This is a genomic window from Enterobacter sp. PL_is514 (genome assembly GCF_055816715.1).
Map to the genome: position 1 here is coordinate 146,020 of NZ_JBVPGN010000030.1, position 16,611 is coordinate 162,630.

The following is a 16,611-nucleotide window of genomic DNA, read 5'->3' on the forward strand; positions in this document are numbered from 1 at the left end:
CGGCTCCTTTTTCTTTTAGAGTCCCAACGCTGTACCAATCAGCAGCCACAGGTTCAGCGCCACCACCACCACCACGATGGCCCACCCGGTCCGTTTCACCAGCGTTGAGTTGACCAGTTCGCCCATCAGGTTTTTGTCGCTGGTAAAGATCAGCAGCGGCACCAGCGCCAGTGCGATGCCAAAGCTTAGCAGCACCTGGCTCATGACCAGAATTCGCGTTGGGTCGAGCCCCATCAGAATCACCACAAATGACGGCAGCATGGTGACGGAGCGACGCACCCACAGCGGAATATGGAACCGGACAAACCCCTGCATCACCACCTGGCCTGCCAGCGTGCCCACCACCGTGGAAGAAAGACCGGCAGCCACCAGGCTAAGACCAAATATCGTGGCGGCAGCATGGCTCAGTAGCGGCTCCAGCGTGAGATACGCCTGGTCGAGATCGGCAATACCGGTGTGACCGTTAAAGTGGAAAGCGGCAGCTGCGGTAGCCATCATCGCCAGATTGACAAACCCGGCGATGGTCATGGCGATCGCCACGTCCCATTTGGTGGCGGAGTAACGCTCTTTGCGCGTCCCACCGTGGAGATGCTGCGTCAGCGAGGAGTGCAGGTAAATCACATGCGGCATGATGGTCGCCCCTAATACCCCGGCGGCCAGGAACACCGCTTCCGAGGTTGGCAGGCTTGGGATCGCCATACCTTTAGCGAGCTGCGCCAGATTCGGCTGTGAGAAAATCAGCTCGACGATATAGGCCGCCGCGACAAACAGCAGCAGACCGCCAATGACCTTCTCCAGCGGCTTTTGACCCCGACGCTGTAGCATCAGGATCAGGAACGTGGCAATCCCGGTGAGTACCGCCCCCTGCAACAGCGACACGCCCAGAATCAGCTTAAAGCCGATCGCTGCGCCGATAAACTCAGCGAGGTCAGTGGCCATAGCGATGATTTCCGCCTGGATCCAGTAGAGCCAGACGGCCGGACGCGGATAATGGTCGCGAATTTGCTCCGCCAGGTTTTTGCCCGTGGCAATCCCCAGCTTTGCAGAGAGCATCTGAATCAGCATCGCCATCAGGTTAGCCCAGACGACCACCCACAGCAGCTTATAGCCGAAGCTGGCCCCGGCCTGAATATTGGTCGCAAAGTTACCTGGATCGATATAGCCAATGGCAGCGATGAACGCAGGTCCCATTAATGCGAACCGCAACTTGCGCGCGGCTCTGCCACTGCTACCCTCTACGCGACTGTTTGTCATTTCTGCCTCTGAAATATAGCCTTTGCTATGTTTAATGCTATCAAAATGAGAATGATTATCAAGTTCATTTGTGAAGTTTACAGTGATTTCTCTGATAGCTTTGAACGATAGACGGGCGGGTAAGTGGGGCGATCTAACAGAAACTGAAATCGCGCGCGCTTTTGTGAAGACTAGCACACAAACTTAACTTTTCACTCATTTACCTAACATAACAAAAATGTATTGTGGATCACTATTTTTGAGACTCGTCACAGGATGTAACTATAGTGTGCCCTCGATCTCGTTTTCTTTTCGCTTGTTACATAGAATGTGCACGAAAATTAAACCTGCCTCATATTTGGAGCAAATATGGACCGCGTCCTTCATTTTGTCCTGGCACTTGTTGTCGTTACTGCACTTGCATTGCTGGTCAGCACAGACCGCAAAAAAATTCGTATCCGTTATGTTGTCCAGCTGCTGGTCATTGAAGTTTTACTTGCGTGGTTCTTCCTGAACTCCAACGTAGGCCTCGGCTTCGTAAAAGGCTTCTCCGAAATGTTCGAAAAACTGCTCGGATTCGCCAATGAAGGGACCAACTTTGTCTTCGGTAAAATGAACGACGAAGGTCTGGCGTTCTTCTTCCTGAAGGTTCTCTGCCCAATCGTCTTCATCTCCGCACTGATCGGTATTCTGCAGCACATCCGCGTTCTGCCGTTCATTATTCGTGGAATTGGCTTCCTGTTATCCAAAGTGAACGGCATGGGCAAGCTGGAATCCTTTAACGCCGTCAGTTCCCTGATCCTCGGTCAGTCTGAGAACTTCATCGCGTATAAAGATATTCTCGGCAAAATGTCCCGCAACCGCATGTACACCATGGCGGCAACCGCAATGTCTACCGTTTCCATGTCTATCGTGGGCGCGTATATGACCATGCTGGAGCCAAAGTATGTTGTTGCGGCGCTGGTTCTGAACATGTTTAGCACCTTTATCGTTCTGTCGCTGATCAACCCGTACCGCGTTGACGCCAGCGAAGAGAACATCCAGATGTCAAACCTGCACGAAGGCCAGAGCTTCTTCGAAATGCTGGGTGAGTACATTCTGGCCGGTTTCAAAGTGGCGATTATCGTTGCCGCCATGCTGATCGGCTTCATTGCGCTGATTTCTGGCCTGAACGCCCTGTTCGCCGCGGTGCTGGGTATCTCCTTCCAGGGCATTCTGGGTTACATCTTCTACCCAGTTGCATGGGTGATGGGTGTTCCGGCTCACGAAGCGCTGCAGGTGGGCAGTATCATGGCAACCAAGCTGGTTTCTAACGAATTCGTTGCGATGATGGATCTGCAGAAAATTGCCAGCACGCTTTCTCCGCGCGCGGAAGGCATTCTCTCCGTGTTCCTGGTCTCCTTCGCTAACTTCTCGTCCATCGGGATTATCGCGGGTGCGATTAAAGGTCTGAACGAAGAACAGGGTAACGTGGTTTCTCGCTTTGGCCTGAAGCTGGTTTACGGCTCTACGCTGGTGAGCGTCCTGTCTGCTTCCATCGCGGCGCTGGTACTCTAACGTTTTACCGTTAAACAAAAAACCGGGAGCTGGCTCCCGGTTTTTTTATGCCCGCAATTCATCCAACGGTTTAGGTTTGCCTATCAGGTAGCCCTGCAGGTAATCCACGCCGAAGCGAAGCAGCATCTCCCGCTGCTCGGGTGTTTCTACATATTCCGCTACAACGCACAGCGATTTCGTCTTCGCCAGATTACACATCGACTGCACGATCATCGCATCCATATCGTCGGTACAAATGTCTTTAACAAAACAGCCGTCAATTTTAATGATATCTGCCTGCAGACGTCTGAGACGCTCGTAGTTGGCGTAGCCAGTACCAAAATCATCAATGGCAATCCGGAAACCGTAATCCCGCAGCTGCTGAATATTGTGGATGCTGCAGCCAGAGTTTGAGAAGGCCTGCTCTTCGGTGATCTCAATCACGACGGCCTGCGGCGCAACGCCGTAGCGTTCAAAGAGCGCGCAAATCTCGTTCGCCACCTCTTTTTGCATCAGCGTGAGCGGCATCAGATTGACGGAAAAACGGGCGCCAGCCTGCGTTGCAGGGTGATCGCGCAGCCACACCAGTAATTTTTCCATGACGCACATATCAAACCGATGGCTGAGGTTGAACTGGGCAATCAGCGGAATAAAGCGGTCAGGGGTGAAGATCTCGCCCTCGCTCTCCATACGCGCCAGGATTTCGTAATACCCGCTCCCGTCCGCTTTCTGGATCGGTTGCGCGTATAAATGGAACTGCCCCGCCTCAAGGGCATGCTTAATTCGCGCCAGCATCAGGACACGCTCTGTCGTTTGGCCTGATGCCGCCTCAAGGCTATTTGTGAGCGCGAGAACGTTTTGCTCTCCGCAGGCCTGCTCTGCCAGCCAGCTCAGCTGTCCCAGCGTGTGATGCAGCTTTTCGCCGTTTTCGACCATTCCCCAGGACGCGCCAAATTCAATATCCAGCCCGGTGTTGTTCCAGAAAATCTTACGGCTGTTCAGCCGATCGACCATATGCTGGAGACGCTCGGCGGTTCCCGGCCCCAGTAATACCAGCACCAGTTCGCTTCCCGGAAGCTGGAAGAGCGTCTCATCTTTCTGCAAAAGCGGCTGTAGCGACGTGGCGATCGTACGTTTGCAGTGGACCCGCATGATAATCCCGTAGTGGCGGCTCAAAAACTCCAGGTTGTCCATACGCAGAATGCACACTTTGGCATCCGGATGAATCTCGAGGTAATCCTCCAGCGCACGAATATTGGGCAAACCGGTCAGCGGATCGGTCAGCGCCCTGCCCTGCCAGCCCCGTTTCAGCCACTCGCTGCGCTGGTAAATTCGTGACATGTAAAGCAGACAGATAGCAAAAGAGATAAGCACGGACAGGATAAAAGAGAGCGAATGGCCCGATTCCACTCCGTTAAGGAAGTTGTAGTTGTAGGTCAACAGCAGGAGCGCGGATGCAGCCCACAGCAGAGAGATAAGCGCATAGGTCAGGCGGCTTATCGCTAAGGTAAAAAGAATAAAAATCAGCGGCATCAAGTAGCCCGCAATGACCGGTGATTCAAAAGGACCACATAAAATGATGAGAATGAAGCCTAAAAGCATCAGCCAGACAAAAATAAATAATAGATTCTTGTGATTAAACACGGGCTTCACGCTTCGCCGCCAGAAGGTCATGGCATAACGAGGATTAATTATCATTCTTAATGGGTAATAGAACATCATGGTAAAAATCAATGCCGCACATATCAGGCTTTGTATATCCACAACGTTATAAATTACCGTTCCTTCGCCGAAAAAGGTGGAAATAGTCACCGGAAAATCAAACAAATAGCCTGCCATATACATCGACAGTTTAATACCTAATGGCACAATAAAACCGAGCCAGAATATACGTAGCCCGATGTGCTTGTTAGGGATGCTGTGACGCCAGCGCTTGCCCAGCATGAGGCGCAGCAGGCCGCACGCCGCAAACAGCGCAAAGGTCTGACAGAACAGTAAAACTGAATATTGTAGCGGTGCTAAATTAACATAAAATAAATTAGTGACAGTAAAACCTAACACAATGGGAAGAATTGCCCTGCGCCCAAATAGCAGAATTACTGCCAGCATAACGCTTAGCGGTAGCCATGCTAAATAAACGTCGTGACCATTAACCATTGCTCGGGGGGAGAGATAACGGGAGACAGGTACCGCAATCAGACAAAGTGTCAGGGCAATTATAAATATCTTTACATTATTGTACGTTTTTCTATTCATTAAGCTGATGAGTATATTATCCGTTCGAATCATTGACCGGGTGGATAATAGGTTTATTAATTGCACGAATCAAGTTCAAGTCTATTTATAGACTGCTTTATTGATGTCGATTGAGGTGAGGTACGAGAATACCTTCTTTTTGATAACAAAATACGGGAGAGGGTGTTACAAACACATAAAAAAAACCCTCGTCTTTTGACGAGGGTTTACAATTTTGGTGGAGCTAAGCGGGATCGAACCGCTGACCTCTTGCATGCCATGCAAGCGCTCTCCCAGCTGAGCTATAGCCCCACATGTTACTTTACTAACCGCACTCTGTTGGGTTCAGAGTTTGGTGGAGCTAAGCGGGATCGAACCGCTGACCTCTTGCATGCCATGCAAGCGCTCTCCCAGCTGAGCTATAGCCCCATCGTAAAGCTGTCATGTTGACGGGCGGCATAATATGAATTCCGCTGCGGAGTGTCAACGGCAAAATCAATTCAAGCCATTCAATCGCCGAAAAATCATGCAAATGAATCACTTTGCGAGCCTGCTCGCAGTCAGGAGTTAAGCCTGTCACGTTTTCACGTAAAACGGTGCTATAAAATGAGCCGTTAATTAACCCCACAGATATTCAGGAAATTGCATGATCAAGGAACGAATGACGCCAGAAGAGTTAGCCCTCCTCACTGGCTATAGCCGCCAGACCATCAATAAATGGGTACGCAAAGAGGGTTGGATTACATCACCAAAGCCAGGCGTCCAGGGCGGGAAAGCGCGCCTGGTGCATGTGAACGAAAAAGTCCGTGACTTTATCCGCAGCGCACGTCGGGCAAGTGAAACGTCTGAACTGCCAGAAGGCACCAGCCTTGACGGTTCGCTTCACACCCTACTCCTCACGCTGGCCAATGAAATGACGCCGGAAGAGCAGAAGCAGATGACATCGCTGTTAATGCGGGAAGGGATTACCGGATTGTTGCAACGTTTAGGGATTCGCGATCAGAACTGATATGAAAAAATTACGTAGCAAAATGACCACGGAAGAGCTGGCGGAGTGTTTAGGCGTTGCCAGACAAACGGTTAATCGCTGGATACGCCAGCAGGGGTGGAAAACGGAAGGACTCAACGGCGTAAAGGGGGGTCGGGCTCGGCTCATTCATGTTGATGCGCGCGTGAAGGAACATATTATAAGCCTCCCGGCGATCCGTAACCGTCAGGCGGTTTACCATCTCGCTGAGGCCACGTCTGCCTATAATGGACCCTCTTCAAACCTGTCTCCGGGCATTATTGAGACGCTGGAGAGTATGACTCCGTCAGAGCAGAAGCGTCTGGACGCTTTATTGAAACGCGAGGGTATACACGGTTTTCTTACACGTCTGGGTATCGCGGAAAAAGAGGCATAAAAAAACGGCAGGTTACCCTGCCGTTTTTGTAGACGTGATTACTGCTGATTTTCACGTTCAGCGATGAAGTCCAGCGCCTTGTTAATGCGCGCCACGCTGCGCGACTTGCCGATGGCATGAACCGTTACATCCAGCGCCGGAGACTGACCCGCACCGGTCACCGCGACGCGCAGTGGCATACCGACTTTACCCATGCCGACTTCCAGCTCGTCTGCCGTCGCCTGAATGGCGTGATGCACATTCTCAGCGGTCCACTCGGTGAGGGCAGCCAGCTTATCACGCACCACTTCCAGCGGCTGACGCGCAACCGGACGGAGGTGTTTCTTCGCGGCGTCCGCGTCGAACGCATCAAACTCTTCATAGAAGTAGCGGCAGCTTTCGGCAATCTCTTTCAGGGTTTTGCAGCGCTCGCCGAGCAGTTTCACCAGATCCGCCAGCTCAGGGCCAGTGCGGGTATCAATATTTGCCTGCTCAATGTGCCACTGCAGATACGTCGCCACATATTCTGGCGGCATGGTATTGATGTAGTGATGGTTCAGCCACAGGAGCTTGTCGGTATTAAATGCGCTCGCTGATTTGCTCACAGAGCTCAGAGAGAACAGTTCGATCATCTCTTCGCGGCTGAAGATCTCCTGATCACCGTGGGCCCAGCCCAGGCGCACCAGATAGTTCAGCAGCGCTTCCGGCAGATAACCGTCGTCACGATACTGCATGACGCTCACCGCACCGTGACGTTTAGACAGTTTTTTGCCGTCATCACCGTTGATCATGGAGACGTGCGCATAAACAGGCACCGGCGCGTTCAGCGCCTTCAGGATGTTGATCTGACGTGGCGTGTTGTTGATGTGGTCTTCACCGCGCACAACGTGGGTAATTTCCATATCCCAGTCGTCAACCACAACACAGAAGTTGTAGGTTGGGGAACCATCGGTGCGACGGATGATCAGATCGTCCAGCTCCTGGTTGCTGAATTCGATCGGGCCACGGATCTGGTCGTCAAAGATCACCGAGCCATCCTGCGGGTTAGCAAAACGCACGACGCAAGGCTCATCAGCAGCATGCTCGCTGTGGTCGTGGCGGCAGCGGCCGTCATAACGCGGCTTCTCACCGTTCGCCATCTGCTCTTCACGCAGCGCATCCAGACGCTCTTTGGAGCAGTAGCACTTATACGCCGTGCCCGCGACCAGCATCTCATCAATGACGGCGTTATAGCGGTCAAAGCGTTTGGTCTGGAAATACGGGCCTTCGTCCCATTCCAGGTTCAGCCAGTTCATCCCATCCATAATGGCTTCAATTGCTTCCGGCGTGGAGCGCTCAAGATCGGTGTCTTCAATACGCAGCACGAACTCACCTTTGTTGTGGCGTGCGAAAAGCCAGGAATAGAGAGCGGTACGTGCACCACCGACGTGCAGATAGCCTGTCGGGCTCGGCGCGAAGCGAGTTTTGATTTTCATGAAATGGCCTTACGTTATAAAGATGCCGGCAATCGGCAAATCCTGGGGAAAAAACGATGGGCAATATTCTATCACTGTGGGGGGAATCCTCAATGTTGATCCCTTTATCATGACCGGGTTTGCGATTTTTGTTTAGAAATCATGCGCCACAGCCCGTTTCGCGATCGTTTTGTTTAATTTTACGACGAACGAATAAAAACTTTAGAAAATGCGTTGACTCATTTTCAACTCTCCCTATAATGCGACTCCACACAGCGGGGGTGATTAGCTCAGTTGGTAGAGCATCTCCTTTACACGGAGGGGGTCGGCGGTTCGAGCCCGTCATCACCCACCATCTACTTCGGTAGACTCGCAGTGTAGATAAGAATTGAGGTTGGGCGATTAGCTCAGTTGGTAGAGCATCTCCTTTACACGGAGGGGGTCGGCGGTTCGAGCCCGTCATCGCCCACCATTCTCACCTTATCGCAGCAGTTCCGAAATGGGCGATTAGCTCAGTTGGTAGAGCATCTCCTTTACACGGAGGGGGTCGGCGGTTCGAGCCCGTCATCGCCCACCATTTCGGGTCGTTAGCTCAGTTGGTAGAGCAGTTGACTTTTAATCAATTGGTCGCAGGTTCGAATCCTGCACGACCCACCAATGTAAAAAAGCGCCCTAAAGGCGCTTTTTTGCTATCTGTGATTTGGATGATTCGAACCTGCTGCAGGTTCGAGCCGAACGCAGTGAGGCACCGGAGCCGTTTACGGCGACGGCCCGAAGGGCGAGCGAAGCGAGTCATCCTGCACGACCCACCAATGTAAAAAAGCGCCCTAAAGGCGCTTTTTTACTATCTGCGATTTGTCTACTTCCCAGCCGTCAACGTCGCAATTAACGTCTTCACCGCTGGCGTCGCCTGCTTCTCGTCATACACCACATATAAATCTGCCGGTATCCGCTCTTTCAGCGGACGGAACACCACGCCCGGCCACTGCATTTGTGCGTAGCTGTCTGCGGCGAGCGTAATTCCCATGCCCATGCTGATCATCGCCAGCACCGTTTGCGGTTCAACGGCTTCGCGCACAATCATCGGCGAAAAACCGGCCTGCTGGCAGACACGATGTAAAAATGCCCAGTCAGAATGGGCCGACGGCATCGTGACAAAATACTCATCCTGCAATTCTGCGAGCGCAATAGAAGGTTCCCTGACCAGCCGGTGATCTTCCGGCATCGCCACCAGAAAAGCCGCCTCACGCAACCGCACGCTGGTAAACCCCGCGGTAGGTTCCGTTGCCATTCGCCAGATCCCGACATCCAGCTCCCGGCGCTCAAGCAGCGCCATCTGCATGACCGGGGATTTCTCGCGAAAAACGACATCAACATTCGGATGTTCTTTCAAAAAAGCGCGCATAACCGTGCGCACCTCACTCCACATGGCGGTGCCCACAATCCCCAGCTCAATGCGCCCTGCTTCCCCCCGGCCAATTTGCTCGACGCGAGCCAGAGCCTGGTTTGCGCTGGCCAGCAGCCGTCGTGACTCTTCCATCAGCACTTTACCGGCATGCGTCAACGCGACGCTCCGCGAGTGGCGAATAAACAATAACGTGCCCAGCTGGCTTTCCAGCTCTTTAATATGGAGGCTTAACGGCGGCTGAGACATGTTGAGACGGGCCGCAGCCCGTCCAAAATGCAGTTCCTCCGCCACGGCCAGAAAATAGCGCAGCAGCTTGAGATCGGTCCGATAGACGCGTTCCATCAAAACATATCCTGGCGATAACACTTATGCGCCTACCTTAAAGCCTTTCCGCGTCCGGAGGGGAAATTTAGTGCGCAACTGTGCGCATCCCGCTGTTTTTGCAGGTGTGGCGATAGTTAAAGCTGAAATAAAACACTACCGCGAGCGCCAGGGCATAGGCCGCAAATACCAGCCAGATCGTCTGCCAGTCCTTCACCCCGTCCACCGAGAAATAATCAACGGCCATACCGCTCAATACCGAACCGAAATATGCCCCGATACCGTTAACGGTCGTCATAAACAACCCTTGCGCGCTGGCGCGGATATCGGCGCTGACCTCCTGTTCAACAAATACCGAGCCGGAAATATTGAAGAAGTCGAACGCGCAGCCGTAGACAATCATTGAGAGCATGAGCAGCACGAAGCCCGTCGCGGACGGATCGCCAAAGGCAAATAGACCGAACCGCAGCATCCAGGCCACCATGCTCATCAGCATGACGGCTTTAATGCCAAAGCGTCCGAGGAAGTACGGAATGGTCAGAATGAAGAACACCTCAGACATTTGCGAAACGGAGAGCAGGATGGACGGATAGTTGACGATAAAGCTATCGGCATACGCCGGATTACGCGCAAAATCATGCAGGAAGGGGCTGCCAAACGTGTTGGTTATCTGCAGCACGGCGCCCAGCAGCATCGCGAATAAAAAGAACACCGCCATGCGGGGCTGTTTAAACAGGATAAACGCATTGAGGCCCAGCTTGCTTGCCAGCGACTGAGAGGTTTTCGCCTGTGCAACTGGAATGGCTGGCAATGTCAGAGAATAGAGCGCCAGCAGCAGGGACGCGGCAGCCGCAATATAGAGCTGCACGTTGCTCAGCTCCGCCCCCATCAGGCTTATGGCCCACATCGCGGCAATAAAGCCCACGGTGCCATACACCCGTACTCGCGGAAAATGGCTCACCGTATCCAGCCCTGCCTGTTCAAGACAGGAGTAAGAAATCGTATTCGACAGCGCAATCGTGGGCATGAAGGCCATCGCATTCACCAGCATGACCCAGAACATCAGGCCGGGCTCATTGACCTGTGCGGCATAGCAGAGCGCGACGGCGCAGACGAGGTGGCAAATCACGTAAGCACGGTCTGCCCGCAGCCATTTGTCGGCAATAATTCCCACCAGCGAGGGCATAACAATCGCGGCAAGTCCTTTGGAGCTGTACACCATGCCCACGTCGGAGCCGGTAAAGTGTAGGGTGTTAATCATGTAAGCGCCGAGGGTTACCAGCCAGCTCCCCCAGATAAAATATTGCATAAAGGACATCAGCTTTAAGCGAGTCGTGATGTTCATAACCCATTCCTTATAGCAGTGTGGCCCTGGCGGGCCACTTTATTGTTTTACTCAGGCAATATGGCGAAGAAAACCGCAGATAAGATTGATAAAGTTCTGGCGGGAGAGCTCGGCAGCAGCGAGGGTTTGCTCATGCGAGAGTTTGACCTCCCCCAGCCCTTCGGCGAGATTGGTAATTGCAGAAACAGCCACGACCTTCAGGCCGCAGTGGCGCGCGGAAATCACTTCCGGCACCACGGACATCCCCACCACATCGCCGCCGATAATCTGCATCATGCGGATCTCGGCCGCCGTCTCAAAGTTCGGGCCAGGATAAGAGACAAACACCCCTTCATGGAGCGGGAATCCTTCTTTCGTTGCCACGGTTTGCAGAACGGCACGGTAATCCGCGTCGTAAGCATTGGCCAGAGAGAAGAAACGATCGCCAAAGCGCTCATCGTTCAGCCCCACCATCGGCGTACCCGGCATGGTGTTGATATGGTCGCTCAGGGCAACCAGGCTTCCTGGCTGAACCTCTGGGCGCAGCGAACCCGCTGCATTGGTGCTAAACAGCAGCTCGCACCCCAGCAGCGTAAAGGTGCGGATCGCATCGGTCATGATGGTCATCCCGCGCCCTTCATAGAAATGGCCGCGCCCCTTCATGCAGGCAACCGGCACCCCGGCCAGATGCCCGAGCACCAGCTCGCCGGCATGGCCATGCACGGTGCTCACCGGGAAGCCCGGCAGCTTTTCGTAGCTCAGGGAAACGGCGTCATCAATCTGGTCGGCAAGTGCACCCAGGCCAGAGCCGAGAATAAACGCCACGCGAGGCGTGAAGTTCGGCTTAGCGGCGCGAATGATATCGGCGCAGTACCACGGGTTATTCGAGAGGGTCATAGAGGCTCCTTAAGGATGAAAATCGCGATAGCGGGGATCGCATGACTTACGTCTTATATCCGCAGCCTGCTGGTGACCTCCAATACACTTTCACCGCACCATCAATACTGATTGTGTATCGATGCAACTCCCTGCCAGATATGGCAGTTTTGCTCAAGCTAATCCCGTCGGTGCCGATACCTCTGTTTTATAACGCGAGGAAAAAGTATGACGACCATTCAGGCTTCAACCCAACAGATTCAAACCAGCGGCGCGAGTGGCACTTCGAGCAGTAACGATATCTCTGCGCAAATCACCCGCATTCTCGACAAGATCAAAAAGCTGACCCAGCAGTTAAAAGAGCTGGCGAACAGCCCCGTCAGCACGGATGAGAAGAAGAAGCAGCAGGAACTTATTCAGACCCAGATCAAAGTGCTGCAGGCGCAGCTCGCCGCACTGCAGCGCCAGCAGGCTGAAGAGGCCCAGAAGAAGCAGGATCAAAAGCTGGGCAAAGTTGAAGGGGTGAACAGCCCGTCAGACAAAAATCAGATCGATATCTACATCTAATCTTCTGATGCGTTAAACAGTGGGTCGCGTATGCGGGCTTCGGTTAATCGTTGTGCCTGGATACGCACCACTTCCCAGATAGCCTGCGCCGCCCCCGAGAGTGAACGATTTTTTCGCCGCACCAGCATCAGCTTTCGCTCGACAACGGGCGTTAATCGCTTGACGGCCAGCCGGCTTCCCTGCGGCAGGGGAAGCGCCAGGGCTGGCAACACGCTGATGCCAATCCCGGCTTCCACCATCGGAAACAGCGTCGCCGGGTGACCAATCTCCTGGACAATCGTTGCCTTTACGCCCTGATTCACCAGCGCGGAATCAATCAGCGGACGGCTGCCCGAGGCATAATCCTGTAAAACCAGGTTCGCGCCCTGCAGGGACTGCCAGCTGACTTCCGGCAATGTGGCCAGCGGATCGTCGTCACGACAGAGCAGCAAAAAGGGCTCCGAAAGTATGCTTTCGCACGCCAGATCGCTCACCTGACCGGGATCGATAACAATACCAAAATCCACATCTCCCTGACGGATGCTCTCCAGCACCCACTGTTGCGGCCTGTCATGCAGGACAAAATCAATGTCCGGGTAGCGATGACTGCCCTCGGCTATACACTGCGGAATAAGGTGCGCAGAGATCGTCTGGCTGGCCGCGACCCGCACGGTACCCGAAAGCTGCTGCCCCAGCCTCCCCACGTCTCTGAGCGTGCTGTTCAGCTCATCCAGCAGCCGCTCGAGGCGCAGGGCCAGCTGCTGACCTGCTTCGGTCAACACCACTTCGCGCGTGGTGCGGTCAAGCAACTTCACCCCGGTCTGATTCTCCAGCTCTTTCACGCTGTGGCTGACCGCCGACTGGCTCAGGCCAATCATCTCCCCTGCCCGGCTAAAACTACGAGCCTGCGCCACGGTGACAAAAACACGAAGCTGACGTAATGAATAATTCATCTATTTAATTCATGAATGGATGCAATAAATCAATTTTATTTCTCAAACGGAAGAAAGCACAATAGCGACATCTGTTTTCAGGAGAGATTATGAAACTTTTTCGTATCCTTGATCCGTTCACGCTTACCCTGGTGGTTACCGTTTTACTGGCCTCGTTTTTCCCGGCTCGCGGCGGTTTCGTCCCATTCTTTGAAGGCTTGACCACGGCGGCCATCGCCCTGCTGTTCTTTATGCACGGCGCCAAACTCTCCCGCGAAGCCATTATCGCAGGCGGCGGACACTGGCGACTGCATCTGTGGGTGATGTGTAGCACCTTTATTCTGTTCCCGATCCTCGGGGTGCTGTTTGCCTGGTGGGCACCGGTTAATGTTGACCCGGCACTCTACACCGGCTTCCTGTATCTCTGTATTCTGCCGGCCACCGTGCAGTCCGCCATCGCTTTTACCTCGCTGGCAGGCGGCAACGTGGCGGCCGCGGTCTGCTCGGCATCCGCATCCAGCCTGTTAGGGATTTTCGTCTCTCCGCTGCTGGTGGGCCTGCTGATGAACATGCACGGTGCGGAAGGTAACCTTGAGCAGGTGGGCAAAATCTGTCTGCAGCTGCTGCTGCCGTTTGTCCTGGGCCATCTCTCCCGTCCGTGGACCGGCGCATTTGTGGCGAAGCATAAAAAGTGGATCTCAAAAACCGACCAGACCTCGATTCTGCTGGTGGTTTACTCCGCCTTCAGCGAAGCGGTCGTGAACGGGATCTGGCACAAGGTGGGGGCAGGCTCGCTGCTGTTTATCGTGGTGGTCAGCATTGTCCTGCTGGCGATTGTAATAGCGGTAAACGTCTTTGTGGCACGCAAGTGCGGCTTCAACAAAGCGGATGAAATTACGATTGTGTTCTGCGGTTCGAAGAAGAGTCTGGCTAACGGTATCCCGATGGCCAACATTCTGTTCCCGACCTCGGTGATTGGGATGATGGTGCTGCCGCTGATGATTTTCCATCAGATCCAGCTGATGGTCTGCGCGGTGCTGGCGCGTCGCTACAAACGCCAGACCGAAAAGCTGGCGCAGGAAGAGACCCGCGCAGCGAAGGCTTAAGGACGTTTCAGGGGCTGCACCAGCTGGGTCAGCCCCTCGGTTTTGATCAGTAACGTGATAGCCATCAGCTCGCCCAGTCGCCCTGCCGGGAATTCATCCTTGCGGGCAAACCACAGCAGATACTCCTCCGGCAAATCGATCAGCCTGCGGCCCTTGTATTTACCGAACGGCATCTCGGTATTGGCGATCTCAACGAGCTGCTCTTTCTCCACGTTACTCTCCTAACAGACGCATCATTTCCGCTTCGTCGATAACCTCAATGCCGAGCTCCTGGGCTTTCGCCAGCTTCGAACCCGCCGCTTCCCCGGCGATCACCAGGTCGGTTTTCTTCGACACGCTGCCCGCCACTTTTGCCCCCAGCGCCACCAGACGCGCTTTTGCATCGTCGCGTGAAAGCTGGCTCAGGCTGCCGGTCAGCACCACCGTTTTACCGGCGAACGGGCTGTCGATCTCTTCGGCGTTGACCACTACCGGTGCAGGCCACCTGATGCCCTCTTCCAGCAGTTTGCCGATGACTTCGCGGTTGCTCTCTTCGGCGAAGAAGTTAAAGACGTGCGTGGCGACAACGATGCCGACATCCGGAACTTTCTGCAGCTCCTCGATGCTCGCCTTTTCCAGCGCCTCCAGCGTACCAAAGTATGCTGCCAGACCTGCTGCGGTTGCTTCACCCACTTCACGAATGCCCAGCGCGTACAGGAAACGGGCGAAGGTGGTCTCTTTGGCGGCTTCCAGCGCGTTAACCACGTTCTGGGCTGACTTCGGCCCCATGCGATCCAGACCGGTCAGTTTGCCCGCCGTCAGTTTGAAGAGATCCGCTGGCGTGTGGACATACTCTTTCTCAACCAGCTGATCGATAATTTTATCGCCCATGCCGTCGACGTCCATCGCCCGACGGGAGACGAAGTGCTTCAGTGACTCTTTACGCTGTGCGCCACAGATTAAGCCCCCCGTACAGCGCGTCACCGCTTCACCTTCCACACGCTCTACGTCAGATCCACACACCGGGCAATGGGTCGGGAAGACAATCTCGCGCGTATCATCAGGACGTTCTGACTCCACAACGTTAACCACCTGCGGGATCACGTCCCCCGCGCGGCGAATCACCACTTTGTCACCAATGCGCAGGCCCAGGCGGTCGATTTCATCGGCGTTATGCAGCGTGGCGTTACTCACCAGCACGCCCGCAACCTGCACAGGCTCCAGACGGGCAACCGGGGTAATGGCGCCCGTACGGCCGACCTGGAACTCTACGTCGCGAACGAAGGTCATCTGCTCCTGAGCCGGGAACTTAAACGCCACCGCCCAGCGCGGCGCGCGCGCCACAAAGCCCAGCTGCTCCTGCAGCGCCAGTGAGTTCACCTTGATGACCACGCCATCAATATCAAACCCGAGCGTCGGACGGTCCTCTTCCACTTTGTGGTAGAACGCCAGTACCGCTTCCGGCGAGTCGCAGAGCTGAACGCGGTTGCTCACCGGCAGGCCCCACGCTTTAAACTGCAGCAGACGCCCGAGATGGGTATCCGGCAGCTCGCCGCCCTCCAGAATACCGACGCCGTAGCAGAAGAAAGTAAGCGGTCGCTTCGCGGTGATACGCGGGTCAAGCTGGCGCAGAGAGCCCGCCGCCGCATTACGCGGGTTAGCAAACACCTTCCCACCGGTGCGACGCGCCTCTTCGTTAATTTTCTCGAAGCCCGCCTGGGGCAGGAACACTTCGCCGCGCACTTCCAGACGCGCAGGAATGTTGTCGCCCTGCAGCTTCAGCGGGATCGCGCGGATGGTACGCACGTTGGTGGTGATGTCTTCACCCGTCGTGCCGTCGCCACGCGTCGCGGCACGCACCAGCACGCCGTTTTCGTAGAGAAGGCTGACTGCCAGGCCATCCAGCTTCAGCTCGCAGCACCAGGTGAGGGAGTCGCTGCTTTTCAGGCGATCCTGCACGCGCTTGTTAAACGCGAGGAAGCTCTCTTCATCGAAGACGTTATCCAGCGACAGCATCGGCACTTCATGACGCACCTGGCTAAAAGCCCCCAGCGGCTCAGCGCCGACGCGCTGGGTGGGAGAATCTGGTGTGATGAGGTCAGGATGCTGCGCCTCTAATTCGCGCAGCTCGCGCATCAGGCGGTCATACTCCGCATCCGGAACTTCCGGTGCGTCCATAACATGATAGAGGTATTCATGATGGCGAAGCGTGGTTCGCAGTTCAGTGAGTTGTTGTTCGATTGAGTCCATATCGCACCATCAATGAGAAAAAACCCCCG

14 protein-coding genes, 6 tRNA genes and 1 other RNA gene are annotated in these 16,611 nt (G+C 54.5%); 10 read left to right on the forward strand and 11 right to left on the reverse strand.

What is annotated here, in order from left to right; genetic code table 11:
* Positions 1–15: 15 nt before the first annotated feature.
* Complete coding sequence (locus AC0TNG_RS09945) at positions 16–1,254, reverse strand: Nramp family divalent metal transporter (protein WP_024907626.1); 1,239 nt, start codon at positions 1,252–1,254, stop codon at positions 16–18.
* Positions 1,255–1,602: 348 nt separating this feature from the next.
* On the opposite strand from AC0TNG_RS09945, the gene AC0TNG_RS09950 reads away from it, so the two are divergent.
* Complete coding sequence (locus tag AC0TNG_RS09950) at positions 1,603–2,790, forward strand: NupC/NupG family nucleoside CNT transporter (protein WP_024907625.1); 1,188 nt, start codon at positions 1,603–1,605, stop codon at positions 2,788–2,790.
* A 45-nt stretch (positions 2,791–2,835) separates the two neighbouring features.
* Here the strand turns inward: AC0TNG_RS09950 and AC0TNG_RS09955 are convergent, their stop codons facing one another.
* From AC0TNG_RS09955 to AC0TNG_RS09965, 3 genes are all read right to left on the reverse strand, one after another.
* The gene (locus AC0TNG_RS09955; RefSeq protein WP_473713440.1) at positions 2,836–5,025 is read right to left on the reverse strand and encodes a sensor domain-containing phosphodiesterase; all 2,190 of its coding nucleotides are present in this window, start codon (positions 5,023–5,025) and stop codon (positions 2,836–2,838) included.
* Positions 5,026–5,240: 215 nt separating this feature from the next.
* Positions 5,241–5,316: transfer RNA gene (locus AC0TNG_RS09960), tRNA-Ala, on the reverse strand.
* A 41-nt stretch (positions 5,317–5,357) separates the two neighbouring features.
* Positions 5,358–5,433 (reverse strand) — tRNA-Ala (locus AC0TNG_RS09965).
* Between the two features lie 217 nt (positions 5,434–5,650).
* On the opposite strand from AC0TNG_RS09965, the gene AC0TNG_RS09970 reads away from it, so the two are divergent.
* Positions 5,651–6,013, forward strand: a complete 363-nt coding sequence (locus AC0TNG_RS09970; protein ID WP_024907623.1) for a YfeC-like transcriptional regulator — start codon at positions 5,651–5,653, stop codon at positions 6,011–6,013.
* A gap of 1 nt (position 6,014) precedes the next feature.
* A complete protein-coding gene (locus AC0TNG_RS09975) occupies positions 6,015–6,407 on the forward strand; it encodes a YfeC-like transcriptional regulator (RefSeq protein WP_032645222.1) in 393 nt (130 codons plus the stop codon).
* A gap of 38 nt (positions 6,408–6,445) precedes the next feature.
* Here AC0TNG_RS09975 and gltX read toward each other — a convergent pair whose 3' ends face one another.
* Positions 6,446–7,861 (reverse strand): glutamate--tRNA ligase, encoded by a 1,416-nt coding sequence (gene gltX, locus AC0TNG_RS09980; RefSeq protein ID WP_024907621.1) that lies wholly within the window; start codon positions 7,859–7,861, stop codon positions 6,446–6,448.
* Between the two features lie 258 nt (positions 7,862–8,119).
* Here gltX and AC0TNG_RS09985 point away from each other — a divergent pair.
* The 5 genes from AC0TNG_RS09985 to AC0TNG_RS10005 all read left to right on the forward strand — a co-directional run bounded on the left by AC0TNG_RS09985 (position 8,120) and on the right by AC0TNG_RS10005 (position 8,652).
* Positions 8,120–8,195 (forward strand) — tRNA-Val (locus AC0TNG_RS09985).
* 41 nt (positions 8,196–8,236) lie between these two features.
* A tRNA-Val gene (locus AC0TNG_RS09990) sits at positions 8,237–8,312 on the forward strand.
* A 29-nt stretch (positions 8,313–8,341) separates the two neighbouring features.
* Positions 8,342–8,417: transfer RNA gene (locus AC0TNG_RS09995), tRNA-Val, on the forward strand.
* Between the two features lie 4 nt (positions 8,418–8,421).
* A tRNA-Lys gene (locus tag AC0TNG_RS10000) sits at positions 8,422–8,497 on the forward strand.
* Positions 8,498–8,521: 24 nt separating this feature from the next.
* Positions 8,522–8,652, forward strand: a non-coding RNA gene (locus AC0TNG_RS10005) — RtT sRNA.
* Positions 8,653–8,699: 47 nt separating this feature from the next.
* Here AC0TNG_RS10005 and AC0TNG_RS10010 read toward each other — a convergent pair.
* The 3 genes from AC0TNG_RS10010 to xapA form a co-directional block, all read right to left on the reverse strand.
* Entirely contained in the window at positions 8,700–9,590 is an 891-nt protein-coding gene (locus tag AC0TNG_RS10010; RefSeq protein WP_061714688.1) for a LysR family transcriptional regulator, read from the reverse strand.
* A 67-nt stretch (positions 9,591–9,657) separates the two neighbouring features.
* Positions 9,658–10,914 (reverse strand): nucleoside permease, encoded by a 1,257-nt coding sequence (locus tag AC0TNG_RS10015; protein ID WP_024907619.1) that lies wholly within the window; start codon positions 10,912–10,914, stop codon positions 9,658–9,660.
* A gap of 51 nt (positions 10,915–10,965) precedes the next feature.
* Positions 10,966–11,790: a xanthosine phosphorylase gene (gene xapA / locus AC0TNG_RS10020; protein ID WP_024907618.1), complete on the reverse strand. Its 825-nt coding sequence runs from the start codon at positions 11,788–11,790 to the stop codon at positions 10,966–10,968.
* A 207-nt stretch (positions 11,791–11,997) separates the two neighbouring features.
* On the opposite strand from xapA, the gene AC0TNG_RS10025 reads away from it, so the two are divergent.
* Entirely contained in the window at positions 11,998–12,336 is a 339-nt protein-coding gene (locus AC0TNG_RS10025; protein WP_024907617.1) for a FlxA-like family protein, read from the forward strand.
* Here the strand turns inward: AC0TNG_RS10025 and AC0TNG_RS10030 are convergent.
* A complete protein-coding gene (locus tag AC0TNG_RS10030; RefSeq protein ID WP_024907616.1) occupies positions 12,333–13,268 on the reverse strand; it encodes a LysR family transcriptional regulator in 936 nt (311 codons plus the stop codon). The two genes, AC0TNG_RS10025 and AC0TNG_RS10030, sit on opposite strands and share 4 nt — an antisense overlap.
* An 89-nt stretch (positions 13,269–13,357) precedes the next feature.
* On the opposite strand from AC0TNG_RS10030, the gene AC0TNG_RS10035 reads away from it, so the two are divergent.
* Positions 13,358–14,353, forward strand: a complete 996-nt coding sequence (locus AC0TNG_RS10035) for a bile acid:sodium symporter family protein (RefSeq protein ID WP_024907615.1) — start codon at positions 13,358–13,360, stop codon at positions 14,351–14,353.
* Here AC0TNG_RS10035 and AC0TNG_RS10040 read toward each other — a convergent pair.
* Both AC0TNG_RS10040 and ligA read right to left on the reverse strand, forming a co-directional pair.
* Entirely contained in the window at positions 14,350–14,565 is a 216-nt protein-coding gene (locus tag AC0TNG_RS10040; RefSeq protein WP_003861328.1) for a DUF3820 family protein, read from the reverse strand. The genes AC0TNG_RS10035 and AC0TNG_RS10040 overlap by 4 nt on opposite strands.
* Before the next feature lies 1 nt (position 14,566).
* The gene (gene ligA, locus AC0TNG_RS10045; protein WP_473713441.1) at positions 14,567–16,582 is read right to left on the reverse strand and encodes an NAD-dependent DNA ligase LigA; all 2,016 of its coding nucleotides are present in this window, start codon (positions 16,580–16,582) and stop codon (positions 14,567–14,569) included.
* Positions 16,583–16,611 lie beyond the last annotated feature (29 nt).